Source organism: Sulfitobacter sp. LC.270.F.C4 (genome assembly GCF_032922545.1).
Taxonomy (GTDB): Bacteria; Pseudomonadota; Alphaproteobacteria; order Rhodobacterales; family Rhodobacteraceae; genus Sulfitobacter; species Sulfitobacter profundi.
The window spans coordinates 1,163,675-1,182,704 of the sequence record NZ_CP136692.1 but is presented as its reverse complement, the minus strand read 5'-3'; the positions used below and the strand labels follow the sequence as shown (position 1 = coordinate 1,182,704).

At 62.1% G+C, this 19,030-nt stretch carries 18 protein-coding genes; 10 read left to right on the top strand and 8 right to left on the bottom strand.

The features are described from left to right. The 5 genes from R1T45_RS09690 to R1T45_RS09670 all read left to right on the top strand — a co-directional run bounded on the left by R1T45_RS09690 (window position 1) and on the right by R1T45_RS09670 (window position 5,754). Window positions 1–912, top strand: coding sequence for an ABC transporter permease (locus tag R1T45_RS09690; RefSeq protein WP_067626922.1), 912 nt, complete (start codon window positions 1–3; stop codon window positions 910–912). Continuing rightward, complete coding sequence (locus R1T45_RS09685) at window positions 905–1,708, top strand: ABC transporter permease (protein ID WP_067626923.1); 804 nt, start codon at window positions 905–907, stop codon at window positions 1,706–1,708. Before R1T45_RS09690 ends, R1T45_RS09685 begins: the two co-directional genes overlap by 8 nt. Before the next feature lie 20 nt (window positions 1,709–1,728). Beyond that, a complete protein-coding gene (locus R1T45_RS09680) occupies window positions 1,729–2,748 on the top strand; it encodes an extracellular solute-binding protein (RefSeq protein ID WP_317390691.1) in 1,020 nt (339 codons plus the stop codon). Between the two features lie 76 nt (window positions 2,749–2,824). Then, a complete protein-coding gene (locus R1T45_RS09675) occupies window positions 2,825–4,507 on the top strand; it encodes an amidohydrolase (RefSeq protein ID WP_317390690.1) in 1,683 nt (560 codons plus the stop codon). A gap of 224 nt (window positions 4,508–4,731) precedes the next feature. Beyond that, on the top strand, window positions 4,732–5,754 hold the full coding sequence (locus tag R1T45_RS09670; protein WP_317390689.1) for an NAD-dependent epimerase/dehydratase family protein: 1,023 nt from the start codon (window positions 4,732–4,734) through the stop codon (window positions 5,752–5,754). Between the two features lie 9 nt (window positions 5,755–5,763). On the opposite strand, the gene ptsP is transcribed toward R1T45_RS09670, so the two are convergent. From ptsP to R1T45_RS09645, 5 genes are all read right to left on the bottom strand, one after another. After that, window positions 5,764–8,007 carry a phosphoenolpyruvate--protein phosphotransferase gene (gene ptsP / locus R1T45_RS09665; protein ID WP_120351614.1) on the bottom strand — a complete coding sequence of 748 codons (2,244 nt, stop codon included), beginning with the start codon at window positions 8,005–8,007 and terminating at the stop codon, window positions 5,764–5,766. A gap of 161 nt (window positions 8,008–8,168) precedes the next feature. Continuing rightward, on the bottom strand, window positions 8,169–9,407 hold the full coding sequence (locus R1T45_RS09660) for an aspartate kinase (RefSeq protein ID WP_132444380.1): 1,239 nt from the start codon (window positions 9,405–9,407) through the stop codon (window positions 8,169–8,171). Between the two features lie 87 nt (window positions 9,408–9,494). Then, window positions 9,495–10,139 carry an SDR family NAD(P)-dependent oxidoreductase gene (locus R1T45_RS09655; protein ID WP_317390688.1) on the bottom strand — a complete coding sequence of 215 codons (645 nt, stop codon included), beginning with the start codon at window positions 10,137–10,139 and terminating at the stop codon, window positions 9,495–9,497. Window positions 10,140–10,197: 58 nt separating this feature from the next. Beyond that, complete coding sequence (locus tag R1T45_RS09650) at window positions 10,198–10,656, bottom strand: DUF1178 family protein (protein WP_120351617.1); 459 nt, start codon at window positions 10,654–10,656, stop codon at window positions 10,198–10,200. A gap of 94 nt (window positions 10,657–10,750) precedes the next feature. Then, complete coding sequence (locus tag R1T45_RS09645; RefSeq protein WP_317390687.1) at window positions 10,751–11,218, bottom strand: NUDIX hydrolase; 468 nt, start codon at window positions 11,216–11,218, stop codon at window positions 10,751–10,753. A 111-nt stretch (window positions 11,219–11,329) separates the two neighbouring features. On the opposite strand from R1T45_RS09645, the gene modA reads away from it, so the two are divergent. The 3 genes from modA to modC are packed head-to-tail and all read left to right on the top strand — an operon-like array spanning window position 11,330 to window position 13,834. Next, window positions 11,330–12,067: a molybdate ABC transporter substrate-binding protein gene (gene modA / locus R1T45_RS09640; protein ID WP_067939887.1), complete on the top strand. Its 738-nt coding sequence runs from the start codon at window positions 11,330–11,332 to the stop codon at window positions 12,065–12,067. Beyond that, window positions 12,057–12,749: a molybdate ABC transporter permease subunit gene (modB, locus tag R1T45_RS09635; protein ID WP_132444377.1), complete on the top strand. Its 693-nt coding sequence runs from the start codon at window positions 12,057–12,059 to the stop codon at window positions 12,747–12,749. The genes modA and modB overlap by 11 nt, the downstream gene beginning before the upstream one ends. Continuing rightward, complete coding sequence (modC, locus tag R1T45_RS09630; protein WP_411041391.1) at window positions 12,749–13,834, top strand: molybdenum ABC transporter ATP-binding protein; 1,086 nt, start codon at window positions 12,749–12,751, stop codon at window positions 13,832–13,834. The genes modB and modC overlap by 1 nt, the downstream gene beginning before the upstream one ends. On the opposite strand, the gene R1T45_RS09625 is transcribed toward modC, so the two are convergent. Both R1T45_RS09625 and R1T45_RS09620 read right to left on the bottom strand, forming a co-directional pair. After that, entirely contained in the window at window positions 13,835–14,602 is a 768-nt protein-coding gene (locus tag R1T45_RS09625; protein WP_132444375.1) for an EcsC family protein, read from the bottom strand. Between the two features lie 51 nt (window positions 14,603–14,653). After that, window positions 14,654–15,133: an N-acetyltransferase gene (locus R1T45_RS09620; RefSeq protein WP_317391066.1), complete on the bottom strand. Its 480-nt coding sequence runs from the start codon at window positions 15,131–15,133 to the stop codon at window positions 14,654–14,656. A gap of 105 nt (window positions 15,134–15,238) precedes the next feature. Between R1T45_RS09620 and R1T45_RS09615 the strand changes: the two genes are divergently transcribed. Next, the gene (locus R1T45_RS09615) at window positions 15,239–15,844 is read left to right on the top strand and encodes a flavin reductase family protein (protein WP_259945703.1); all 606 of its coding nucleotides are present in this window, start codon (window positions 15,239–15,241) and stop codon (window positions 15,842–15,844) included. 291 nt (window positions 15,845–16,135) lie between these two features. Here R1T45_RS09615 and R1T45_RS09610 read toward each other — a convergent pair whose 3' ends face one another. Beyond that, a complete protein-coding gene (locus R1T45_RS09610) occupies window positions 16,136–17,767 on the bottom strand; it encodes a SulP family inorganic anion transporter (RefSeq protein WP_317390686.1) in 1,632 nt (543 codons plus the stop codon). Window positions 17,768–18,055: 288 nt separating this feature from the next. Between R1T45_RS09610 and R1T45_RS09605 the strand changes: the two genes are divergently transcribed. Continuing rightward, window positions 18,056–18,928, top strand: a complete 873-nt coding sequence (locus R1T45_RS09605; RefSeq protein WP_317390685.1) for an S-methyl-5'-thioadenosine phosphorylase — start codon at window positions 18,056–18,058, stop codon at window positions 18,926–18,928. Window positions 18,929–19,030 lie beyond the last annotated feature (102 nt).

Genomic DNA, 19,030 nt, shown 5'->3' with positions numbered 1-19,030 from the left:
ATGGCAGAGCTTTCAAACACCGTTGCAAAACGCGCCGCCCGAAACCGCTGGCTGCTGCTGACGCCCGCGCTGATCATCCTGATCTTTGCCGCCAGCGGGCCGCTGCTGATCACGTTGTTCTATTCCTTCCTCACCCCCGGCGACTATGGCGGGGTAGTCTGGGATTTCTCGACCGATGCGTGGTTTGGCGTGCTGATGCAGCGCGATATCTTCGACGACACATTGGGCTGGTCGGATGCCCATCTCAGCATCTTCTGGCGGTCGCTCAAATTGTCGATCCTGACAACGCTCGCCTGTTTGTTCTTTGGTTTCCCCACGGCTTACTTCATCGCCACACGGCCGAAAAAGCAGCGCGAATTCTGGATGTTGCTGATCATCATCCCCTTTTGGACGAACCTGCTGATCCGCACCTTCGCCATTCTGGAATTGATCCGCAACGAGGGCACCGTGAACTCAATCCTCATCGCGCTTGGTATCATTGATGAGCCGATCCAGATGCTTTTCACCGAGTTTTCGATCATTCTGGGCATGGTCTATGTCTATCTGCCGCTGATGGTTCTGCCGATCTATGCCTCGCTTGAGCGGTTGGATTTCCGGCTCGTCGAAGCAGGCTATGACCTTTACGCCACCCGCTTTCACGTGCTGCGCCGGGTGATCTTGCCGCTGGTGAAACCGGGGGTGATCGCGGGGTCTATCCTTGTGCTGGTGCCCTCGCTTGGGGCTTATGTCACGCCGCGCGTCATGGGCGGTGGCAATCAATTGATGATCGGCAATCTGATCGAATTGCAATTCGGACAGGGGCGCAACTGGCCCTTGGGCGCGGCGCTGTCGATCACCCTGCTGGCTATCGTGATGGTGGCACTGCTGGCCTATGTCCGCGCGGCGGGGAATGAGGAGGTGCAGCATGGCTAATCGCGGGTTCGACATTCGCAAGCTTACGGGCTTTTCCAGCATCGCGATGGCGTGTTTTTTCATGCTCTACATGCCGATCATCCTGCTGGTGGTCTATTCCTTCAACGCAGGCACCTCCATCGCGATCTGGGAGGGGTTTTCGTGGCGCTGGTACGCCTCGGCTTGGGACAACGAAATGGTCCAAGAGGCCACGGTGCGCAGCCTTATCATCGCGGTCTCTGCCGCAGCCATCTCAACCAGTGTCGCTGTGCTTGCAGCCCTCGGCACCACCCGCACAGGCAAGTTTCGGGGGCAGACCACGGTCTTTGCGCTGATCCACCAGCCGCTCATGGTGCCCGAGATTGTCACGGCAGTGGCGCTGCTGATCTTCTTTGCCTCGATCAAGGTCGTGACGGGCTATACTGGGCTGATGTATCTGATCATCGCGCATTCCGCATTCTGCATCCCTTTCGCCTATTTGCCGATCCGAGCGCGGCTGCAGGGCATGGACCTGACCCTCGAACAGGCGGGGGCGGATCTCTATGGCACGCCGTTTCAGGTTTTCCGCCATGTGACCCTGCCCCAGCTTTGGCCGGGCATCCTCGCCGGGGCGATGCTGGCCTTTGTCATCAGCCTTGATGACGTGGTCATTACCGAATTTGTGAAATCCGCCGGGCAGGACACTCTGCCGACCTATATGCTGGGCCAACTACGGCGGGTGGTGACACCTGAGATCAATGCGATTTCAACTGTTCTGTTGATGATCTCGGTGACGATGGTGATCGCCTATACCCTGCTCAGCAAAGTCAAAAAATAATTAACCAACGGGAGCTAGACATGAAAAAGACACTGACGGCACTCACGCTCATCCTCGCGGGGCCTGCCATGGCCGAAGGCGAGTTGAACATCTACAACTGGGGCAACTACACCAGCCCCGACATGATCGAAAAGTTCGAGAAAGAGACCGGCATCAAGGTCACCATCACGGACTATGACAGCAACGATACGGCACTGGCCAAGATCAAAGCGGGCGGTCACGGCTTTGACATCGTCGTGCCCTCGGGCACCTATGTCCCGATTTTCGTGGGCGAAGGGCTGCTGATGGAAAGCAAGCCCAACGAGATGGAGAACTTCAAGAACATGGACCCGCAGTGGGTCGATGTGGAATTCGATCCGGGCCGCAATTACACCGTGCCATGGCAGTGGGGGACCGTCGGGGTGACGGTGAACACCGCGGTCTATGATGGCGACATCAATACCGCCGCCGTGATCTTTGACCCGCCAGAAGAGCTGAAGGGCAAGATCAATGTGGTGCCCGAGATGAATGACGTGATGGGCATGGCGATCCACTTTGCGGGCGGTGAGCAATGCACTGCCGACAAGGAAGTGCTGAAAAAAGTCCGCGACATCCTGCGCGAGGCCAAGCCCAATTGGTTGTCGATGGACTACGGCAATATCGAGAAATACGCCAAGGGTGACCTCGCCGCCGGGGTGAACTGGAACGGCGCATCCTTCCGAGCCCGCAACCAAAACCCCGACATCGCCTTCGGCTACCCGCAAGAGGGCTATCCAGTCTGGATGGACAATGCCGCGATTTTGGCGGACGCGCAGAACGTCGAAGAAGCCAAGACCTTCCTCAACTTCATCATGGACCCGGAGAACGCCGCGATGCTGTCCGAGTTCGCCCGCTACGCCAACGGCATCAAAGGCTCCGATGCGTTCATGCCAGAAGACATGAAGTCCGCCCCCGAAGTGGTTGTGCCCGAAGACCTGAAAAGCGCCGCATATGTCGCCAAGGTCTGCCCGCCCGAGGCGCAAAAGCTCTACACCGCGATCTGGACCGACCTTCAGAAATAACGCGCGCTTTGTTCGATAAACACATTGCGTCCCGGCCATCGGTCGGGGCGCGCATCGCAATAAGGACCCTAAGACCATGCCGGCAGATATTGTCATTCACAACGGCGCGCTGATCACCTTTGACCCGGATCAGCCCCAAGCCAGCGCTTTGGCCATCACCGGTAATAAGATCTCGGCGGTCGGATCGGATGCTCAGATCACGGTGCTGATCGGCCCAGACACCAAGGTGATCGATGCGCAGGGCGGCACGGTGCTGCCGGGCTTTATCGACAGCCACGTGCATCTCTTTGGCGGGTCCGTCGAACTGGAATATCTCAACCTCTATGGCCTCACCGGGCTGGAGGAGATGCGCCGCGCGATCCTGCCCTATGCCGAGGCAAACCCAGACGATAAAATGCTGTTCTGCGTCATGGCAGACTACGGCATTTTGGGCACCGGCAAGACCCTCACCCGGCATGACCTTGATGCCATCCTGCCCGACCGCCCGCTCGCCATGTTCGCCCCCGACCATCACACGGTCTGGGCCAACACCGCCGCGCTGAAGGCGGCAGGGCTCTTGCAAGGCGGCAAGGTCGACGCAGGCTCTGAAATCGTGATGGGGGAAGATGGGCTCGCCAATGGGGAGTTGCTTGAGCCCGGCGCCTATAGCCCGATCCTATCGCTCACCCGCTATGGCGGCCGCGATATGTTGGGCCTTACCGCCGGACGCGACCCCGAGCCGCCCGCCACACCCGCGCAGCGCCTGATGGACAAGGACGTTATCGCACGCGGGCTGGCCCATTGCGCCGCGCAGGGCATCACCGGTCTGCATCTGATGGATGGCAACCGGTATCAGCTTGAGCTTCTGTCTGAGTTGGAGGCCGAGGGCCGCCTGCTCTGCCGCTGTCATGTGCCCTTTCACCTCAAAGGCACGGACACTGTCGCGCGTCTGACCCGCGAAGCCCCTGCCCTGCGCGATGACTTTCAAGGGGATAAGGTCCGCTGTAGCCACGTCAAAATGTTCATCGACGGGGTGATCGAAAGCGGGACCGCACTGATGCTGCAGCCCTATCCGGGGGAGATGGGCAGAAATGGCAATTGCGGCGATGAGGTTTTCACCCAAGAGCATTTCGTCGCCGCCTGTGTCGAAGCGGATCGTCTGGGGTTTCAGATCGCCGTTCATGCCATCGGAGACGCCGCCGTGCGCCGAACGATCGACGCCTATGAGGCCGCCCAAAAGGCGAATGGAAAACGCGACAGCCGCCACCGGATCGAGCATATCGAAGTGATCCACCCCGATGACATTCCCCGGCTCGCCGATCTGGGCATCGTCGCCTCCCTCCAGCCCGGCCACGCGCCTCGGGGCCATGTCTTTCCGCCCTCTGGCGTCGGGGACTATATCCGCCCCGAGCAGATCGAAGGGGCCTATGCGTGGCAAACCATTCGTGACACCGGGGCCCGGGTGATCTTCTCAACCGATTGGCCGGTCATCCCGGTGGATGTGATGTCCACGCTCAAGGCGGCCATCGCGCCGCTGGACCTCGGCGGCGATTGGCCGGATCAGACCCAGACCCTCCAAGATACCCTCGCAAGCTATACCCTCGACAACGCTTGGGCGGAGTTTGCCGAGAATACACGCGGACGGCTGAAAGAAGGCATGGACGCCGACATTGCCGTTCTGAGCCATGATCTGACCCGATGGCCCGCCGAGACGATTACCGACGTAGATGCGATCACCGCCATTATGGACGGTCAGATCACGTTTCAGCGCGGGCATTGATGTAAATCTTCGCGCGACCCCTCGCCCTCTGATCGCGCAGCCCGCGAACCGTTTTGCCTTGCCGGGGCTTGATTGACGCCCCGCCAGCAAGTGCTTTGCCGTTTCTATGCCAAATTTAACCAAATTTTCAGCATTCACATCCCAACCTTGATCAGGACATGGAAAAGGCAACTCAAGCCGCAGGCTCAATGGGCGCGGCATGCCGCATGCGCGAGGATGCCAGAATGGACAGCACGCAGAGGATACTGGTCACCGGCACGGGCGGCTTCATCGGCTTTCACCTTGCCCGCCTGCTGCTGGCCGAGGGCGCGCGGGTGCAGGGCTATGACGGGATGACCGATTACTACGACGTCGCCTTGAAACAACGCCGCCACGCGATGCTGCTTCAGCATGAGCATTTCACGACCAAAGAGGCGCTGCTGGAAGACCGCGAGACCTTCGATGCGCTGGCCGATGACTTTCAGCCAGACATGATCGTCCACCTCGCGGCGCAAGCGGGCGTGCGCCACAGCATCGACCATCCCCGCGCCTTTCTCGAAGCCAATATCACCGGCACTTTCAACGTAATGGAAGCCGCGCGGCGGCTGGAGGTCAAACATCTGCTCATGGCCTCATCCTCTTCGATCTACGGGGCCAATACCGATATGCCCTTTGGCGAAACCGGGGCCACCGACCGGCCCCTGTCGATCTACGCCGCCACGAAAAAGGCGAATGAGGGGATGGCCCATGCCTATGCCCATCTGTGGAACCTGCCGACGACGATGTTTCGCTTTTTCACCGTTTACGGGCCTTGGGGGCGCCCCGACCTAGCCTTGAGCAAATTCGTCGATGCGATCCTCGACGGGCGCCCGATCGATATCTACAATCACGGAGAGATGTACCGCGATTTCACCTGTGTCGATGATCTGGTGCGCGGCATCTGTCTGCTGATGGACTGCGTTCCGCCCAAACCGGGCAGCGCGCCACCGCCGCCGGAATGGGATTCGCTCTCTCCTGCAGCGCCCTACCGGGTGGTGAATATCGGCAATTCCGAAAAGGTCCGCTTGCTTGATTTCGTCGAAGCGATCGAAGCCGCGCTCGGCAAGCGGGCGGTGCGCAACTATATGGGCATGCAGATGGGCGACGCCCCCGCCACATGGGCCGATGCAACGCTGCTACACCGGCTTACCGGCTATCGCCCGCAAACCGATATTCACGAAGGCATCGCGCGTTTCGTCGCTTGGTTTCGCGACTATCACGGCAAATAGCTGCAGGCCTCAATGCTGGTGCTGCTGACGCACGTAGTCCATCACCGCGCCTCTTACCGACATCTCACCCCGCTCGCGCGCCGCGTGGATAACCTCGCGCACGTCATCAAGGTTGCAGCGCCGCAGCAGGCTCTTGACCGGCCCGATTGAGGCCGGGCGCATCGACAGGGTCTTGAGCCCGATGGCCGCGAAACACAACGCCTCGACCGGGCGGCCCGCATCCTCACCGCAGAAAGACAGTGCCGTATCGGTTTGCGCACAGCGCTCCACAATGCCCTCAAGGAAGGTCAGGAAAGAGACGTTCAGCGTGTCATACCGCCGCCGCACCCGCTCGTTCTCACGGTCAGCGGCGAAAAAGAACTGTTTCAGATCGTTGCCCCCGATCGACAGGAACTCAACCTCTTCAAAGAACTTCTTTGGCGCAAAGGCGAGGCTGGGCGTCTCAAGCATGGCGCCGACTTCCAGCTTTTCGGGCAACACATGGCCCAAGATACGCTCGCGCTCCATTGCCTTGTCGACCTCGGCGCGGGCGGCGCGGAATTCCTCAAACTGGGCGATAAAGGGGAACATCACCGCCAGCGGGCGGCCCGCAGCGGCGCGGATCAAGGCTTGCAACTGCATGCGCATGACACCGGGTTTGTCCAGGCCCACCCGGATCGCGCGCCAGCCCAAAGCCGGGTTCGGCTCATCATGAGGCTTCATATAGGGCAGTACCTTGTCCGAGCCGATGTCGAGCGTGCGAAACACCACCCGGCGGCCATGCGCGGCATCAAGCACGCGCGCGTAAAGCGCCGCAAGCTCGGTCCGGCGGGGCATCTGGTTGCGCACCAGAAACTGCAATTCGGTGCGGAACAGCCCCACGCCCTCGGCCCCCGACCCTTCGAGCGAGGGCAGATCGGCCATCAACCCCGCGTTCATCTGCAGGCTGATGATCCGCCCGCATTTCGTCTCAGCCGGTTTATCGCGGATCGAGGCATAGCGCTCCTGCGCCGCCGCTTGCATCGCGATCTTGTCACGAAAGGCCGTGGCCACGGTATCATCGGGCCGCAGATGCACCACACCTTGCTCCCCATCCACCATGATGTGATCGCCATTCAGCGCATCATTGGTGATGCGGCTCGCGTGGACGATCAGCGGAATCGCCAGTGCCCGCGCCACAATAGCCGCGTGCGACCCGACAGAGCCGCCCTCCAACACGATGCCGCGCAGCGTCCGGCCATAGTCCAGCAATTCTGCCGGGCCGATGTTGCGCGCCACAAGGATCGGATCGACCGGCATCTCGGCTCCGGTATCACTGCCCTGCCCCGTCAGATTGCGCAGCAGACGGTTCGACAGATCATCCAAATCCGACAGACGTTCCCGCAGATAAAGGTCGTTGACCTGCCCCAGACGGGCGCGGGCCATGGATTGCTCTTTCTCGACCGCAGCCTCGGCGCTCAGCCCGCTTTGAATATCCTCCACCATGCGCCGCATCCAGCCTTTGGAATTGGCGAACATGCGGTAGGCTTCGAGCACCTGTTGCTGCTCTTTGTCGGCGGTAAGGCTTAACAATTGGTCAACGCTGACGCGCAATTGCTCGACCGCTTCGGTCAAACGCTCCGTCTCGCGCTCCGGGTCATCGGCGATGGGGTTGGATACCACCACCCGCGGCTCATGCAGCCAGACATGGCCCTCGGCCACGCCCTCTTGCCCCACGGTGCCGCGCAGCAGAACCGGCTGGCTGTGGCGCGCCGACATCGCCGCGCCCTCGCCGACAAAGGCACCAAGCTCGGCCATTTCGGCCAGCACCATGGCCACGACCTCAAGCGCGTAGACCTCATCTGCCGAGAATTCGCGTGCCTGTTTCGACTGCACCACCAAGACGCCCAGCGTCTCGCCCAGGCGTTGAATCGGCACGCCAAGGAACGAAGAATAAATCTCCTCCCCCGTCTCTGGCATGAAACGGAAACCGGCAGCCTGCGGCGCATCGGGCGTATTGATCACCGTGCGGCGCTTAGCCACGCGCCCCACCAGACCTTCACCCAGTTTCATACGGGTTTCATGCACCGCCGCCTCGTTCAGACCTTCGGTGGCACAAAGCTCAAGCGTGTCTTCGTCGCGAAACAGATAGATCGAGCAGACTTCGCAGCCCATGGAGTTGGCGATCAACTGGGTGATCTTATCGAGCCGCGCTTGCCCCGCCACATCACTGGCCATCGCATCACGCAGCCGCCCCAGCAGCTTGCGGCTTTCTGTTTCAACCCGTTCGGCCATATGATCTGGTCCCTGTCCCTCTGGAGCAGGGTTTAGCGCACTCGCGCAAGGATAGAAATGCTATTCGCGACATACCCTGCATCCTCTGCCAGCATATCGGCGGGATGCTGCAGTTTTACGCGAGGCGCGACCTCGCGTAAAACCCATTTGATCGCAGATGCTTAAGCGGCTTTATCAAGCTCGAAAGCATCATGAAGCGCCTGCACGGCCAGCTCCATATACTTGCGGTCAATCAACACGCTGATCTTGATCTCAGAGGTGGTGATAACCTTGATGTTGATCCCCTCATCCGAGAGGACTTTGAACATCTTAGCGGCCACGCCGGTGTGGCTGCGCATGCCGATGCCCACCACGGAAACCTTGGCCACACCCTTGTCGGCGATCAACTCTTGATAGTTGATGATGCCCTCTTCATGGGCTTTCTCCATCGCCTTTTCGGCGCGGATCACCTGATCGACGGGGCAAGACCACGTCATATCGGTGCGGCCTTCTTCGGCGATGTTTTGGACGATCATGTCGACGTTGACGCCACCTTCGCTGAGCGCGGTAAAGATCGTCGCCGCGATGCCGGGGCGGTCCGCCACGGACACCAAGGTCATCTTTGCCTCATCACGGGAAAACGCGACCCCGGCCACCACATTGCTTTCCATGATTTCCTCCTCATCGCAGACGAGCGTCCCGGCATCGTCAGATTGTTCTTCGAAACTGCTCAGCACGCGCAGTTTAACCTTGTAGCGCATCGCCAGCTCGACCGACCGGGTTTGCAAAACCTTCGCCCCGAGAGAGGCCAGTTCCAGCATCTCTTCAAAGGAAATCTTGTCAAGTTTGCGTGCCTTGGATTCGACCCGCGGGTCGGTCGTGTAAACGCCGTCCACGTCGGTATAGATATCGCAGCGCTCAGCATCAAAAGCAGCGGCAAAGGCCACGGCGGTCGTGTCAGACCCACCCCGGCCCAGCGTGGTGATCCGGCCCTGCGGGCTGATGCCCTGAAAGCCTGCGACCACGGCAACCTTCATGCCTTCGCCGAATTTGGCGGTGATGTTGTCTGTTGGAATTTCCTCAATCCGCGCGGCGGAATGGGCATCGGTGGTACGCACCGGCACCTGCCAACCCTGCCAAGACCGCGCGGGCACGTCCATTTCCTGCAAGGTCAGCGCCATCAGCCCGGCGGTGACATTCTCGCCACTCGACACGATCGCATCATATTCGCGCGCGTCATAAAGCGGCGAAGTCTCGTTGACAAAGCCCACCAGCTTGTTCGTCTCGCCCGACATGGCCGAAACGATGACGATCACGTCATAGCCTTTGGCCACCTCAACGCCGACGCGCTTTGCCGCGCGGCGGATACGGTCCAAAGTGGCGACCGAAGTCCCACCGAATTTCATAACCAGAACAGGCATATTGTCCCCCGCGCAACAGTCCAGCGCGGTCTAAGCCCACGGCACGGCAAGGGCAAGCCTATTTAACATGACGTTATGTCGAGTGCCCTAGAACGGATGCGCCCGGCCATCCCATGTCTCAAACGCGCCCGTCCGCGCCAGATCAAGCGCAGCGATCCGCTGGGCAAGACCTTGGGCAAACTCCGCCACGCTGATTTCGCCCTGATCACCACCCATATCAGTGCGCACCCAGCCGGGGTGGTAAATCCCCACCGCGATGCCCTCTGGCTTCAGGTCCACCGCCAAATTGCGCCCCAGATTGATCGCCGCCGCCTTGGAGGCGCGGTAGATATAGCTGCCCCCCGGTGCCCGCGTCTGCGACCCCATCTGCGAGGCGATAATCGCAATTTTCGCGCTCTTTGCCGCACGCAGGTTCGGCAGGAGCGATTGCACCGTCAGAAAAACCCCGGTCACATTGGTCGCGAAACTCTGCGCCCAGAGATCAGGCCCGAAGCCCGCATCCAGATCATCGCCCTTATCCAGATAGACGCCTGCATTGCAGATCAGCAAGTCCAGCGGACGGTCCGCGAGGCTTGCGGCAAAAGCGGCGTGGCTTGTCGGGTCGGTCACATCCAACACGGCCTCCGCCCCCGCGCCGCGGGCGGTGCCGATCACCTCTTCGCCTGCATCTTTATACTGTGCGGCCAGCGTCGCGCCGATGCCGCGGCTCGCGCCTGTGATCACAATGGTCATGGAGGGTCCTTTATCAGAATCGGCCTTTACCAGAATGCGCCTTTGCGAGAATGCGCCTTCAGGAAAGTTGGCGTTTGGGTTTGAACGGCAGGGGCATCAGCGGGACGCCTTCTTCGATCAAGGCGCGGGCTTGATCCAGCCGCGCTTCGCCATAGATCGCGCGTTCGGGCGTGCGCCCCGCGTGCATGTCGCGCGCTTCCCGAACGAAATTCTTGCCGACATAGTCCGAGGTCGCCTCGACCTTGTTGCGCAGCGCGGTCAGCGCTTTTTCCACATCGCTCGCCGGATTGGACAGGACCGGCGCGGGTTTCTCGGCGGGCTGCGGTTTCTCGACCGCTTCGGGGGCGCACTCGCCCGAGGTGACCCGCGGGGCCATCAGCGATTTACGCACCTCGGCCGACCCACAGACGGCACAGCTCAGATGGCCGCCGCGGGCGAGGCTGTCAAAGGCTGCCGCCGATTGGAACCAACTGTCGAAGCCATGTCCGGCCTCGCATTTCAACGCATAACGGATCATTCACCCGGTCCTTGAACTCTCTGCTCTAAATGGGCTGCCGCAGGAACGAGGTCAAGACAGGCGGGATCGGCCCGCACGTGCCATTGTCGCGCAATCAGCCCGCCAGACCGCCGTTGCGCGGATCGAAATCGCGGATCAACCGCGCCAGATCGGGCGCATCCACCAGCCGCGCAGCTTTCCGGCGCGAGCACCACAGCCGCTTGCGCTGTCCCTTCTCGGGGAACTGTTTCGCCAATGTCTTGACCTTCACCGGGTAAAGCATCGCCAAACAGGGCACTGCCCCATCCTCCCCGGTTTTGGCATAGCTATAAACGCCCAGACATTGCCCGCGCACCTGCCCCACGACGCCGCCTTCCTCCCATGCCTCGACCAGAGCCGAAGCGGCGGGGGTTTTACCGTCCATCGGCCAGCCCTTGGGAATGATCCAACGCTTGCTGCCGCGCGAGGTAATCAGCAAGATCTGCAACTTGCCACGTTTACGACGCCAGCAAAGTGCTGAAAATTGAATGCGCAGATCGTCCTTTTGTCCGCCGTTCAGCGATATCGGTGCCTGTGTCGTCATCCGTCGCAGCCGCGCCCTCTGGCTGGTTGTTTTCGCCTTCACCCTAGCGCGGCAATCCTTGTCTGGCCATATGCACTTGCCCCCCTTCAATGCATCAAAGATACTACCAAAATGATAAGATTTTGCGCCCTTCTGACCCTGTTCTGCGGCCTTGCCCTCCCCCTTCGGGCCGAGGCACCGCTGACCGTCTTCGCCGCCGCCAGCCTACGCGGCGCGCTGGAGGAGATCGCAGAAGCGTTCCCCGCGCCATTGGCCTTGGCCTACGGCGGGTCGGGCACGATGGCGCGGCAGGTCGCTGCCGGAGCGCCTGCCGATGTCGTCCTTCTCGCGAACACCGATTGGATGGATTGGCTGTCAGATCAAGGGGTTAGCACCGCCGAGAAGGCCCAGATCGTCGCCCGCAACCACTTGGTGCTGATCGCCCCCCGTGGCACCGCCGCGCTGTCCCAGCCTGCCGACCTGCCCGCCCGGCTGGGCCGCATGGGGCGGCTCGCCATGGGCCAACGCGATGCGGTGCCCGCAGGCAGCTATGCCCGCGAATGGCTGACCCATGAGGGTCTATGGGAGAGCCTGCAAAGCCAATTGGCCGAGACCGACAATGTCCGCGCCGCACTGGCTTTGGTCGCGCGCGGTGATACGCCTTTTGGCGTGGTCTATGCCAGTGACGCCCATGCCGAGGAGGACGTGCAGATCGTCTATGAGGTGCCTGCCGATACCCATGCCCCCATCACCTATCCCGCCGCTGCCCTGACGCCGGAAGGCACCGCGCTGGTCGATTTCCTGATCACGCAAAAGGCGCAGACGATCCTTGAGGATCATGGTTTCCTTCGGGCCGATCATGGATCTTGACGCTGCCGCTTGGGCCGCGCTCTTGTTGTCGCTGCGGGTGGCGACTGTGGCGATGCTCTGCTCTCTGCCGCTGGCGCTTTGGGTTGCGTGGATCCTCGCCCGGAAGGAGTTTCGCGGCAAGGGCGTGTTGAGCGCGTTGGTCCATCTGCCACTGGTTCTGCCGCCGGTGGTGACGGGCTATCTGCTGCTGTTGAGCTTTGGCCGCAACGCCCCCATGGGTCGTCTGTTGGAGAGTTTCGGCATCGGCCTTGCCTTCCATTGGACCGGCGCAGTGCTGGCTGCTCTGATCATGAGCTTTCCGCTGATGGTCCGCGCCATGCGGCTGGCGATCGAAGCCGTTGACCCACGGATCGAGGCCGCCGCCGCCACGCTTGGCGCGCCGCGCATCAGCGTGTTCTGCCGCGTCACCCTTCCACTGATCTTTCCCGGCATCCTTGCCGGGGCGGTGATGGGCTTTGCCAAGGCGATGGGCGAATTCGGTGCCACGATCACCTTCGTTGCCAATATCCCCGGCCAGACCCAAACCCTGCCGAGCGCGATTTGGACGGCATTGCAGGTGCCGGGCGGTGAGAGCCGCGCGCTGACCATGGCGGCGTTGGCCGGGCTGGTGGCGCTGGCCGCCGTGCTGCTTTCCGAAGCATTGGCCCGGCGGGTCGCCAGACGCATCGCCGGGGCGCGCTGATGCTGGAGGTCACGCTGCGCCATCGGTTCGACGGCTTCGATCTAGACCTGTCATTCACCACCGAAGGGGGCATCACCGCGCTTTTTGGCCGCTCGGGTGCGGGCAAGACGACCGTGATCAACGCGCTTGCCGGATTGCTGCGCCCTGATGTCGGCCGCGTGGTGTTGGAGGGTGAGGTGCTCTTGGATACGCAGCGCGGCATCTGGGTGCCGCCACATCGCCGCAGGCTGGGCTATGTCTTTCAGGATGCGCGGCTTTTTCCGCATCTTGATGTGCGCAAGAACCTGACCTTCGGCGCGCGCTATGCCCCGCGCGGCAGCCAAGGCGCGGACTTTGAGGATGTCGTGGCGCTTCTGGGGCTTGAACCCTTGCTCGACCGTGCCCCGGCGACCCTGTCGGGCGGAGAAAAGCAGCGTGTTGCCCTTGGTCGCGCCCTGCTTTGCCATCCGCGCCTGCTGCTGATGGACGAACCATTGGCGAGCCTCGATGGCCCGCGCAAGCAAGAGATTTTGCCCTATCTCGAACGCCTGCGCGACGGGGGATTGGGCCTGCCGATCCTCTACGTCAGCCACGCGGTGGATGAGATTGCCCGGCTCGCCGATCGGCTGATCTTGTTGCAAAACGGGCGGCTAAAGGCGCAGGGCGCGCTGTTTGATGTCATGGCCGACCCCGCCGCCGTGCCCCTGCTGGGCGTGCGCGAAGCGGGTGCGGTGCTGGAGGCTGACGTCATCGCCCATGCAGAAGACGGGCTTTCGACCCTCGCCGTGCGAGCGGGGCAGCTGGAATTGCCGGGGGTGCAAGCGCCGATAGGCACGCGGGTGCGGCTGCGGGTCTTGGCGCAGGATGTGATCTTGTCGCGCCAGCGGCCCGAGGGGCTGTCTTCGGTTAACATTCTGCCCGTGCGGGTGGATGCCGTGCACCCCGGTGACGGGCCGGGCGCTGCCATTGCGCTGGACGCGGGCGGTGACCGCCTGCTTGCCCGCGTCACGGCGCGGGCAGTGCGCGATCTTGATCTGCGCGAGGGGATGGGGTGCTACGCCATCATCAAGGCCACCACCGTAGCGCCGGGCAGTATCGGGCGCTGATCAGATCTTGGGCGGCGTCCGACCCATTTTCTGTCGCAGTCGGGCAACCAGATCCTCTTGCGGGATATCCGCCTCTATCGCCAGTCTGCGCAGGCCGAAATGCACATGGGCCATGTCTTGGTAATAGCTGGTATAGGCATAGTTTGTCGCCGCCCCGGCCACAGCGCCCAGCACCGGCACCGCCTGCGCGGCCAGCTTTTGCCCCATCACCAATGCCAGCCGTGGGGCCACGCGGGCGATCACCGCGTTCATCGCGCGGCCCGTCAGCGCCATGCGGACCGTCAGAAACCCCAGATCGGCACTATCGTCATCGGCCAATGGCCCTGCAGCGGTGAAGACATGGACGCAGTCGAACTGCACATTCTCAGCCGCCGGATCAAACCCATGTTCTGCCGCCACGCCTTGGATGACACGCAAAAGCAGCGTTGTGGTCACGGGCAGTTCGGCCAATGCAGTGGGCAGCCCCCCGGCCCCGCCAGCGGCCCCCATGGCGGTTGAGACCGCTTGGTTCAGCCAGCCCTGCTGGTCCTTCACATAGCTGCGGCTGGAATGGGCGGCCTGCATGGCATGGCCGAGCGCCTTCATCGTCGCCCCTTCGAGATTGCGGCGCACTGCACCCGGCAATCGGTCGATCAACCCATCCGCGCTGCCGCCGATGAGGTTCAGCACATGAATGCCCACGCCGCCCGCCTGTTTATAGCGGCGGGCGATTTCATCCAGCCGGGCGTCGACATCAATAGTGCTGGGCAGGTTGCTTTCGATCTGCATGGGCGTCCCTCTTTGAGCTTAGGCTCAATGTGGGTCGGGTCTGGGGTAAAATCAATCGTGCCAGCGGCGAACCTTGCCGGTGACCCCGGCCCAAGCCCCCTCGGCCAAGGCGCGGCCCAAGATGCGCGCGGGGTTCGTGGGCGGGGGCATCTCGACAGCTTGTAGAAGGGTAAAGCCAAAGCGGTTGTAGTAAGGCGCGTCGCCCACCAGCATCACACGTTCCCACCCCAGCGGGGCCGCTTGCTCTAGTGAGGTTTCGATCAGCCCCGCGCCCAGCCCTTCGCCTTGCCTTGTCGGGTGCACAGCCACCGGGCCAAGCAACAGTGCGTTCGCCGCGCCGATGCGCACGGGCCAATAGCGGATCGCGCCCGCCAGAATGCCTGCACTGTCGCGCGCCACATGGCTCAGCCCCGCCACAGGCGGCACGCCGTCGCGTAGCCGGTAAGACGACAGCGCCTCGCGCCCCGGCGCGAAACAGGTGTCGTAAAGCGCTTCGACCTCCCAATGGTCGGCGGGCCCCTCCGGGGTCATCTTGTAGGGCGTCTGATGCAAGGCCGGAGGCTTTCAGGAGCAATTGCGGGTGGCGCTGGACGTAGCATGAGGCTAGCCATGGGTGCAAACCATCAAGGAGTGTTCATGTTCTATCGTCCCGAAGACGGCCATGGTCTGCCGCATAATCCGTTCAACGCCATCGTCAGCCCCCGCCCCATCGGCTGGATCTCCAGCCGTGACGGTCAGGGCCGCGACAACCTCGCACCCTATTCTTTCTTCAACGCCGTGGCCTATGTGCCGCCGCAGGTGATGTTCGCCTCGACCAGCGCCAAGGAAGACGTGGACGGCACCAAGGATTCCGTGGCCAACATCCGCGAGACCGGGGTGTTTTGCGTAAACGTGGTGGAATATGCGGCGCGCGACGTGATGAACGTGACCTCGGCCACCCTGCCCCATGGCGAGGACGAATTCGCCCGCGCCGGGATCGACAAAGCCCAATGCGAACAGATCGCCTGCGCGCGGGTGGCCAATGCGCCAGCCAGCCTCGAATGCAAGCTGACGCAGATCGTGCAACTGCCGGGCGAGGCGAACTTCGCGGTCTTCGGCGAGGTCGTGGGCGTGCATATGCGCGACGATTGCGTGGTTGACGGGCGGTTTGACGTGACGCAGTTCCAACCGCTGTCGCGTCTGGGCTATCGCGATTACACGGTGGTGCGGGATGTGTTTGAGTTGAAGCGGCCGGATGATTGAAGGCTGAGGGCTGCCGTCGAGATGCAAGGGTCATCGCCTGCCCGCGGGTCGGCGATGAGACAAGGCCAACTGCCACTTTATGGTTCAGTCGTGATGTGCGTTCTCTATGTCGCGCCAAACCTCACCAAATCGCCCACCCGGTCGCACCGGAGGTGCGCTCAGAATGATACGGCACGCCTTTGGCGTGAAGGGCGGGCAGGCGATGGCCCGGCGCCTTCGGCTTGATTCCGGGCCGGTGGTAACCTCGAACAAAAAACAAAACCCGGCACCTCTTGGCGCCGGGTTTTCTATTCAGTGCCCGCCCAGAACCCCGGTGCGCACGTCGTAATCAACCGCCAGTTCATAATCAGGGTCGTCATCGCTATCGACCATCAGATGCCCCGCCTTGGTCAGCAACCGGTGACAATCGCGGCTCAGGTGACGCAACTGCAGACGCTTGCCCGCCGCCTCGTATTTCGCGGCCATCGCCTCGATCGCCTGTAGCGCGGATTGATCCACCACCCGGCTGTCGGCGAAATCGACGATCACCACCTCGGGGTCGTTCTCCACGTCGAACAGCTCGGCAAAGCCATCGGACGAGCCGAAGAACAGCGGGCCGTGGATCTCATAGACCTTGGCGCCCTCTTCGGTCACCGACCCCCGCGTGGTCGCATGGATACGGCGCGCGTTGTTCCACGCATAGGCCAGCGCCGAGACGATCACGCCGACGACCACCGCCACGGCGAGGTCTTCCATCACGGTCACCACCGTCACCAGAATGATGACGAAGGCGTCGATCAGCGGCACTTTCCGCAGGATGGTGAGCGAGTTCCAAGCGAAGGTGCCGATCACCACCATGAACATCACGCCAACGAGGGCGGCAAGCGGGATAAGTTCAATCACCGAGGAACCAACGAGGATGAAAAGCAGCAAGAACACTGCCGCCGCGATCCCGGCAACACGGGTGCGACCACCGGATTTCACGTTGATCATCGACTGACCGATCATCGCGCAGCCGCCCATGCCACCGAAGAAACCGGTGACCGTGTTGGCCACACCTTGGGCGATGCACTCTTGGCTGGCGCCGCCGCGCTTGCCGGTAAGATCACCCACAAGGTTCAGTGTCAGCAAGCTTTCGATCAGGCCAATGGCGGCGAGGATCACGGCATAGGGCAAGATGATCTCAAACGTCTCCCACGTCAGCGGCACCATGGGGATATGCAGGCTCGGCAGGCCGCCTTGGATCGACGCCAGATCGCCCACCCGCGGCACGTCGAGGCCGAAACCGATCACCAGAGCGGCAATAACCCCGATGCCCGCAAGCGGCGCGGGGATCAGTTTGGTGATGCGCGGGGTGATCCAGATGATCGCCATGGTTGCCGCCACCAGCGCCAGCATCAGGTAGAGCGGCTGGCCCGAAAGCCATTCGCCACCGCCCATGCCGTGGCCGGTATCGACCATGGTGCCGGGCACTTTGAACTGGCTCATCTGGGCAAGGAAAATCACGATGGCAAGGCCGTTGACGAAGCCCAACATCACCGGATGCGGCACCAGCCGGATGAACTTGCCCCACTGCATGACCCCTGCGAAGATCTGCAAAAGCCCCATCAGCACCACGGTGGCAAAGAGGTATTCAACCCCATGCTGCGCCACCAAGGCCACCATGACCACCGCCAGCGCGCCTGTGGCGCCCGAGATCATACCCGGCCGACCACCGATCAGCGCGGTGATGAGACCAACGAGGAAGGCGGCATAAAGCCCGACCAGAGGGTGTACCCCGGCGACAAAAGCAAAAGCCACCGCTTCGGGCACCAAGGCCAGCGCCACGGTCAGCCCCGACAGCAATTCGATGCGCAGCCGCCCGATGGAGAAACCGTCATCCGGCATCCAACGCAGATCGGTCACATCAAGGTTCTTGGCAAAATTGTGCAGCGTGGCGCGCATGGGGGCGTCCTTTGACTTTCGGAAAACGGATATAGCGCCCTGACCGCGGATGCGGGGCGCTTTTGGCTGCATCTAGAGGAATTTCGCCGCGAAGAAAAGCGTATTGCCTCCCTTCGGGCAGAGTTTGCTGCAATGCAGAAACGCTTTTGCGGGCCGAGTGAGCGGCGCAGGACCGGTACCTCCTGACGCAGACGTGTCGCGTCTCTTGGCAAAAACACTTGATCCCCGTGGCATTCTATGAGGTTCTTTGGGCCTTACCGGCAACCATCCAAGGCACAGGCTCCCTCCATGACAGATACGAAAATCGCCGTGATCGGCGGCTCCGGCATTTACGACATCGACGGGCTTCAGGATGCCGATTGGGTCACGGTTGAGACTCCTTGGGGCGCGCCGTCGGATCAGGTGCTGACCGGAACGCTGAACGGGGTCGCCATGGTCTTTCTGCCGCGCCATGGCCGGGGGCATGTGCATACGCCGACCTCTGTCCCCTACCGCGCGAATATCGACGCGCTTAAGCGATTGGGCTGTACGGATGTGATAAGCGTTTCCGCCTGCGGGTCGTTCCGCGAGGAGATGGCACCGGGGGATTTCGTGGTCGTCGATCAGTTCATCGACCGCACCATGGCCCGCGAGAAAAGCTTTTTCGGCCCCGGCTGCGTGGCCCATGTCTCTGTCGCCCATCCCACCTGCCCGCGGTTAAGCGACGCCTGCGAGACCGCCGCGCGGGACGCGGGCATTAACGTGCACCGTGGCGGCACCTATCTGGCAATGGAGGGGCCGCAGTTCTCGACATTGGCGGAATCGAAAATGTACCGCGAAAGCTGGGGCGCGGATGTGATCGGCATGACCAATATGCCCGAGGCAAAGCTCGCCCGCGAGGCCGAGCTTTGCTATGCGAGCGTGGCGATGATCACTGATTACGACAGTTGGCACCCCGACCATGGCGAGGTGGATGTGACGCAGATCATCGCCACGCTGATGGACAATGCCGACAAGGGCCGCGCCATGGTTTCGCGGCTGCCCGCGCTTTTGGGTGCCGACCGCGCGCCCTGCCCGCATGGCTGTGACCGGGCGCTGGATTTTGCGATCCTTACCCAGCCGGATGCGCGCGATCCGGAGTTGCTGGCCAAGCTGGATGCGGTGGCGGGGCGGATGCTTTGACCGCGGGCAGCGGCCCTGCTTGGCTGAGTGCGGACGGTATTTAAGAAAGGATGAAGGGAGGGGGGTTGGCGCCCCTTTCTGGATGTTGTGCGGCGGGCGCAG

Coding starts and splice junctions, on each gene's coding strand:
- R1T45_RS09690 (WP_067626922.1), top strand. CDS start 1: ATGGCAGAGCTTTCAAACACCGTTGCAAAACGCGCCGCCCGAAACCGC.
- R1T45_RS09685 (WP_067626923.1), top strand. CDS start 905: ATGGCTAATCGCGGGTTCGACATTCGCAAGCTTACGGGCTTTTCCAGC.
- R1T45_RS09680 (WP_317390691.1), top strand. CDS start 1,729: ATGAAAAAGACACTGACGGCACTCACGCTCATCCTCGCGGGGCCTGCC.
- R1T45_RS09675 (WP_317390690.1), top strand. CDS start 2,825: ATGCCGGCAGATATTGTCATTCACAACGGCGCGCTGATCACCTTTGAC.
- R1T45_RS09670 (WP_317390689.1), top strand. CDS start 4,732: ATGGACAGCACGCAGAGGATACTGGTCACCGGCACGGGCGGCTTCATC.
- ptsP (WP_120351614.1), bottom strand. CDS start 8,007: ATGGCCGAACGGGTTGAAACAGAAAGCCGCAAGCTGCTGGGGCGGCTG.
- R1T45_RS09660 (WP_132444380.1), bottom strand. CDS start 9,407: ATGCCTGTTCTGGTTATGAAATTCGGTGGGACTTCGGTCGCCACTTTG.
- R1T45_RS09655 (WP_317390688.1), bottom strand. CDS start 10,139: ATGACCATTGTGATCACAGGCGCGAGCCGCGGCATCGGCGCGACGCTG.
- R1T45_RS09650 (WP_120351617.1), bottom strand. CDS start 10,656: ATGATCCGTTATGCGTTGAAATGCGAGGCCGGACATGGCTTCGACAGT.
- R1T45_RS09645 (WP_317390687.1), bottom strand. CDS start 11,218: ATGACGACACAGGCACCGATATCGCTGAACGGCGGACAAAAGGACGAT.
- modA (WP_067939887.1), top strand. CDS start 11,330: ATGATAAGATTTTGCGCCCTTCTGACCCTGTTCTGCGGCCTTGCCCTC.
- modB (WP_132444377.1), top strand. CDS start 12,057: ATGGATCTTGACGCTGCCGCTTGGGCCGCGCTCTTGTTGTCGCTGCGG.
- modC (WP_411041391.1), top strand. CDS start 12,749: ATGCTGGAGGTCACGCTGCGCCATCGGTTCGACGGCTTCGATCTAGAC.
- R1T45_RS09625 (WP_132444375.1), bottom strand. CDS start 14,602: ATGCAGATCGAAAGCAACCTGCCCAGCACTATTGATGTCGACGCCCGG.
- R1T45_RS09620 (WP_317391066.1), bottom strand. CDS start 15,133: ATGACCCCGGAGGGGCCCGCCGACCATTGGGAGGTCGAAGCGCTTTAC.
- R1T45_RS09615 (WP_259945703.1), top strand. CDS start 15,239: ATGTTCTATCGTCCCGAAGACGGCCATGGTCTGCCGCATAATCCGTTC.
- R1T45_RS09610 (WP_317390686.1), bottom strand. CDS start 17,767: ATGCGCGCCACGCTGCACAATTTTGCCAAGAACCTTGATGTGACCGAT.
- R1T45_RS09605 (WP_317390685.1), top strand. CDS start 18,056: ATGACAGATACGAAAATCGCCGTGATCGGCGGCTCCGGCATTTACGAC.